We start from the raw sequence: 5,543 nt of genomic DNA, 5'->3' as shown, positions 1-5,543 counted from the left end.
GGACATGGATTTTGAGGACAGCCTCCAGCTACAGGTGGCTGCGAAGCTTGTAGCTTTCCAGGGTGTTGGCCAGCAGCATCGTCACCGTCATCGGCCCCACGCCGCCCGGCACAGGCGTGATGGCAGCGGCCCGCTCTTTAACCGCTTCGTAGTCCACATCTCCCACCAACTGCTCAGCTCCGTCAGGGCCTTGGATACGGTTGATGCCTACATCGACCACCACAGCCCCCGGCTTCACCATTTCTGCCTTGAGCAAGCGAGGGCGCCCCACGGCCATGACTACAATGTCGGCACTGCGGGTTACTTCGGCCAGGTTGGGTGTACGGGAGTGGGCCATGGTAACCGTGGCGTCGGCAGCCAACAACATCAGGCTCAGGGGCTTGCCCACCAGGATGCTGCGACCGACCACCACCGCCTTTCGTCCGGCAATCGGGATCCCTTCTGCCTCCAGCAGGCGCATCACGCCCAGGGGGGTACAACTGCGCAGGCCGGGCTCGCCGCGCACTAGCCGGCCCAAGTTGAGGGGGTGTAGCCCGTCCACATCTTTGGCAGGATCGATGGCCAGAAGGGGCGGGATGGGATCCCAGCCGGGGGGCAAGGGCAGTTGCACAAGGATGCCGTCCACCCGCTCGTCCTGGTTGAGTTGGGCGATGGCGTCGAGCAGATGGGCGGGGGAGTCTTGGGCGGAAAAATGGCGGCCAAAGGAGGCGATGCCCACCCGCTCACAGGCCCGCTCTTTGCCGCGCACGTAAGCCGCACTGGCGGGATCCTCTCCAACCCGCAGCACCGCCAATCCCGGCGGACGCCCCACCCGCGGCAGCCAAGCTTGCACTTGGGCGGCCATCTCCGCTTGCAGGCGAGCAGCCAGGGCTTTGCCATCCAAGGTCTTGGCGGACATAGAGGGCGCCCCAAAGGATCTTGACAACTTGACCATCTTCAGGGGCACCGCCCCCTTCGTCAAGCCTTGCCCCCGTTGAGCAACAGCAGCAGGGGCACCTGGGGCCTTTGCCCAGTTTCTTGGACTGCCCCATTCCCCCCGGCTCTAGAACTCGCGCAGCTCTTCTTCGCCAGGGCCTAACTCCTCAATGAGGATCTCCACCTGCTGCCGTTTTTGCTCCAAAAACTGGGCGCAGCGCTTTAGGGTCTGGGCGGCCTGCTGGAAGCGCTCCACCACTTCCTCCAGATCCAGCTCCCCCGATTCAATCTGGGCAATCAAACTTTCCACTTCGGCAATGGCTGCTTCGTAGCGCCAGGGATCCTCACGTTTGCGGCGGCTCATGGCTCTCCTCCACTCGGGCCCAGAGGCTTCCCGAGGCCAGTTGTATCCTCAGCCGGGTCTGCGGCGGTAGGTGGTGGGTGCGAACCAGGGATCCCCGTTCGTCCCGCACCAGGGCATAGCCCCGCCTGAGGACGGCGGCAGGGTCGAGGGCTTGCAGGTGCTCCTGGAGGGCCTGTTGGCGCTGTTGCTGCTGCTGAAGGTGATGGCGCACGGCCTGGACAAGGTGCTGCTGTCGTTGGGCTAGGCGCTCCTGCGCCTGTTGCAGCAGCCGCTCCGGATGGATTTGGGCGAGATGGCGCTGGGTGTGCTGGAAGCGCCGCTGTGCCCTCTCCAAAGCCTGCAGCGTGCGTTCGATCAACTTCTGGCGCAACTGGGATCCCTGGCGCTGCAATTCCCGCAGATCGGGCACGATCCGCTCGGCCGCCGCTGTGGGGGTGTGGGCCGCGTAGTCGGCCGCGTAGTCCGCCAAGGTCTCGTCCCGCTGGTGGCCGATCCCCGTCACCACCGGAATAGGGCACTCGGCAATGGCCCGCACCACCCGCTCATCGTTAAAGCAAGCCAAATCCTCGCCGGATCCACCCCCTCGAGCAATCAGCAGCACTTCCGCCCGCCCATCCTGTTCCACCCGGCGAATGGCCCGCACGATCGACTCCGGGGCCGCTTCCCCTTGCACCTGGGCCGGCGAAAACAGCACCCGCAGCCCGGGGTAGCGCTGGTTGAGGGTGCGGCGGATATCGCCCCAGCCGGCGGCGTCGGGAGAGCTGACGACGGCAATGCACTGAGGGTGGGTAGGTAGAGGCCGCTGGTTGTCGAACAGGCCCTCGGCAGCCAGGCGGGCCTTGAGCTGCTGCAAGCGCCACGCCAACAGCCCCTCGCCCGCCGGCAGCAGTTGCCAGATAACAAGGCGATAGTAGCTGCCGCCGCTGTAGATGCCGATTTGCCCCAGCGCAAGCACCTGTTGCCCCACTTCCGGCCAGACGCTGAGCCGGGCAGTCTGGCTTTGCCACACAACCCCCTTGAGGACATCGCCGCTTTCCGGATCCACCAGGGTCAGGAACAGGTGGCCGTTGCGGTTGCGCTGGCAACTGGAGATTTCTCCGACCACCCACAGCCTGGCCAAGTAGGGATCCCCGGCCAGCAGCGACTTCAAGTAGCCGGACACTCCCCCCACCGAGAGCAGGGGGACTTCCTCGGCAGGAAAGGATTCTGTCCCGAATTCCAGGCCATCAAAGGCCAGAGCCATTGCTTGCGGCTCCAGATCGCGCATACGGCGCTTCCCCATGGGAATGCTCGGGATCCCATCTAGAATAGGCGACGACGGGGCGAGAGAGGAGGTGAGCTGCGGTGACCTTCGCCCATTGGCTGGGGCTGGCAGCGCTGCTGGGCCTGTTGGTTCTGCTCTGGCAGATCCGGCAGATCCTGCTATTGGTGTTTGCGGCCATCGTCTTGGCAGTAGCTTTAGACACCCTGGCTCAGATCCCGCAGCGCTACGGTTTTCGCCGTGGCCCCTCGCTCCTCATCACCGGCTTGACGGTTCTGGTGGGGGCGATTCTGGTGGGGCTGATCGTAGTGCCTCCCCTGGCGGATCAGTTGCGGCGGCTGTTTACCGATGGGGTGCCCGCTGGGATCGTGCAGGCGCAGCGGCTATTTGAGAACCTCATCCTCTCGTTGCCGACGGATATCGAGCTGCCGACGCTGCGGGAGTTGGCCAATAGTCTTGTGCCCCAGGCCACTGAGTTGGTGCGCCAGGTGCGGGACTTTTTCTCCCAGTCCTTCACCGCCTTCTTTGCCACCCTGCTCAACTTGCTGTTTGTCATCATCCTCACCATCCTATTGTTGGTGGATCCTCAAGCCTACAGCCGCGCCTTTGTCTCGGTTTTCCCCGCCTTTTACCGCCCCCGCGTCCGCTATATCCTCAAGCGCTGCGAGCTGGCGCTGCGAGGGTGGCTGGTGGGGATCCTCTTCACCAGCAGTCTGGTAATGCTGCTAAGCGGCATTGGGCTGTGGATTTTGGGCGTGCCTTTAACCTTGGCCAATGCCGTGCTGGCGGGACTGTTTAATTTCATCCCCAACATCGGCCCCACCTTGAGCGTGGTCGCCCCTATGCTGGTGGCCCTCACCGATGCCCCCTGGAAATCGCTGGCGGTGCTGGGGCTCTACATCTTCATCCAGCAGTTGGAAAGCAGCGTCTTCACCCCCATCGTCATGTCGCGGCAGGTGTCGCTTTTGCCGGCTCTGACTTTGGTGGCCCAAGTTACCTCGGCCTTTTTCTTTGGAGTACTGGGCCTGTTTTTGGCTGTGCCCTTGGCGGCCATCCTGCAAGTGTGGATCCAGGAGGTGCTGATTCGGGATGTGTTGGATCCTTGGCAGGGATCCCGGGCCCGCACCTTGCCCCTGGCCAAGGGAGATGGGATCCCGGCTCCCCAGGAGAAGCCGAAGCCTCTGCAGCCAGGGAACGAGAACACCATCCCGCTGCCGTGAGGGTAGAGAAGTTGCGGGAGCCGCGGGAAACGTAATCCTCCTTCACATTTCTTCCACAACTGCAGAGGCGCTTCTATAGTGAGGATCCCGTCTCCATCCGTTCAAGGATCGGAACCGCCATGTCCCACTTCACCACCTTGCAAGTGCAAATCAAGGATGCCGACCTGCTGGAAGAGACCCTCAAGGAATTGGGCTACACCGTGGAGCGGAACGCCAGCCTGCGCGGCTACCTCTGGAACCGCACTCGCGCCGATCTGGTGATCCGGCAAAAGAACGGCTTTGACATCGGCTTTCGCCGCAACGGGGATCACTACGAGCTTGTGGTGGATCTGTGGGGGGCGCGCATCGATCCCCAGACTTTCCTAGAGCCGATTTTGCAGCGCTACGCCCACAAGAGCTTGCTGCGCTCTGCCCGGCAGCAGGGCTTCGCCATCGAGGCGGAGGAGCGCCTAGAGGATGGCACCATCCGCGTAGTGGTGGGGCGCTGGGTATAACCAGGCCCATTGGCCTCCACCCATGCTCGGCAACTCCCGACCTGCAGTGGGCACAGGTGAGGGATCCCGGCCCCGCCCCTGGGATCTGGTGCTGGGGGGACAAGTGGCAGCCGGCGGTGCACCGATCCACGCCCTGGTCTTGGGGGGGCTTGAGGGGGCGCGGCGACGGCTCACCCAGGGCGACGAGGTGGTACGTCTGGCCACCTTGCCCCAGTTGCTGCAGTACGGGCCGGCAGGTCTGGCCGAACTCATCGAAGCACTGGCTGGCAACACCTCCTGGGCGGTGCGCCTGGCAGCGTGGCGGCTCCTCTCCCAGCTCGAGCAGCCGGAGGCAGAGGAAGCCTGTCGCACCTACAGCCCCTTTCGCCCAGTGGGAGGTGCGCAGGGGGTCATCGTGGCCTATCGGCGCGGGGAGCGGGATTTTGCCTACGCCGACCTGGAGGGAGGGGATCTGCAAGAGGCACGGCTGGGAGGTGCCAACTTCTACGAAGCTAACTTGAGAAAGGCCAACCTGCGCCTTTGCAACTTCAACGGCGCCCACCTGCGCCAGGCGGATCTGCGCCAGGCCAATTTGCAGGGAGCCAAGCTAAGCGGCGCTGTCCTCGAAGGGGCAGATCTGCGGGGAGCCGACCTGAGGGGGGTAAAAGTCAGCGGCACCAGCCTGCGGGGATCCCAGCTTTCTGAGACAACCCGGCTGGAGGAGCGGCTGCGCCACATCTGGCAGTTGCAGAACTGGGGAGGAGAGGGGCAGGATCTCTGTGGCCAAGACCTGAGCAAGGCCGACTTGAGGGGGCTGGTGCTGCGCCAGATCCGGCTGCGGGGGGCCGACCTCAGCCGCGTGGATCTGCGCGGATCCAACCTAGAGGGAGCAGACTTGCGGGGAGCCAACTTGCAGCGGGCGGATCTGCGGGAGGCCAACTTGCAAAATGCCGACCTGGAAGGAGCCGATCTCAGCGGCGCCGAGCTGCGTCAGGCCCAGTTCCAGGGGGCCAACCTGCGCCGGGCCGATGTCAGCCGCGCCAACCTCGCCCAGGCCAACCTGGAAGGCGCCCAGATCGAGGGCCTCAAGCACAGCGGATCCCGGATTGCCGGCCTGATCTTCCCCGACGGCACCCCCCTCAAGCCCTGGTGGTGGTAACAAGATACCTGCCGCTTGAGCAAGACTAACCCAACGCCGGATGATGCCAACTTTTGCTCAACGCTTCCTCGCTGCTGGGTAATCTCCCTGGGCTTATTCAACGTAAGGCGCGGGATTCCCCACCCGGGTGGGGAGGGATAGCGCCTCCTGA

General features: G+C 64.1%; 6 protein-coding genes. 3 read left to right on the top strand and 3 right to left on the bottom strand.

What is annotated here, in order from left to right; translation table 11 throughout:
• Positions 1-28: 28 nt before the first annotated feature.
• The 3 genes from folD to xseA all read right to left on the bottom strand — a co-directional run bounded on the left by folD (position 29) and on the right by xseA (position 2,546).
• A complete protein-coding gene (gene folD / locus NW852_RS10890) occupies positions 29-898 on the bottom strand; it encodes a bifunctional methylenetetrahydrofolate dehydrogenase/methenyltetrahydrofolate cyclohydrolase FolD (protein ID WP_414370907.1) in 870 nt (289 codons plus the stop codon).
• Positions 899-1,042: 144 nt separating this feature from the next.
• The gene (xseB, locus tag NW852_RS10885) at positions 1,043-1,279 is read right to left on the bottom strand and encodes an exodeoxyribonuclease VII small subunit (protein ID WP_414366634.1); all 237 of its coding nucleotides are present in this window, start codon (positions 1,277-1,279) and stop codon (positions 1,043-1,045) included.
• A complete protein-coding gene (gene xseA, locus NW852_RS10880) occupies positions 1,260-2,546 on the bottom strand; it encodes an exodeoxyribonuclease VII large subunit (protein WP_414370904.1) in 1,287 nt (428 codons plus the stop codon). Before xseA ends, xseB begins: the two co-directional genes overlap by 20 nt.
• A gap of 77 nt (positions 2,547-2,623) precedes the next feature.
• Here xseA and NW852_RS10875 point away from each other — a divergent pair, with 77 nt between their 5' ends.
• The 3 genes from NW852_RS10875 to NW852_RS10865 all read left to right on the top strand — a co-directional run bounded on the left by NW852_RS10875 (position 2,624) and on the right by NW852_RS10865 (position 5,392).
• Positions 2,624-3,760, top strand: coding sequence for an AI-2E family transporter (locus NW852_RS10875; RefSeq protein ID WP_414366630.1), 1,137 nt, complete (start codon positions 2,624-2,626; stop codon positions 3,758-3,760).
• A 119-nt stretch (positions 3,761-3,879) separates the two neighbouring features.
• Positions 3,880-4,254, top strand: a complete 375-nt coding sequence (locus NW852_RS10870) for a DUF1257 domain-containing protein (protein ID WP_414366628.1) — start codon at positions 3,880-3,882, stop codon at positions 4,252-4,254.
• Positions 4,255-4,276: 22 nt separating this feature from the next.
• Positions 4,277-5,392: a pentapeptide repeat-containing protein gene (locus NW852_RS10865; protein WP_414366626.1), complete on the top strand. Its 1,116-nt coding sequence runs from the start codon at positions 4,277-4,279 to the stop codon at positions 5,390-5,392.
• Positions 5,393-5,543: the final 151 nt, after the last annotated feature.

Origin of the sequence: Synechococcus sp. H60.1 (assembly GCF_047462335.1) — a bacterium.
In the GTDB taxonomy this organism is placed as follows: Bacteria; Cyanobacteriota; Cyanobacteriia; order Thermostichales; family Thermostichaceae; genus Thermostichus.
The sequence above is the reverse complement of the archived record's forward strand: the minus strand, read 5'-3'. Positions and strand labels throughout refer to the sequence as shown.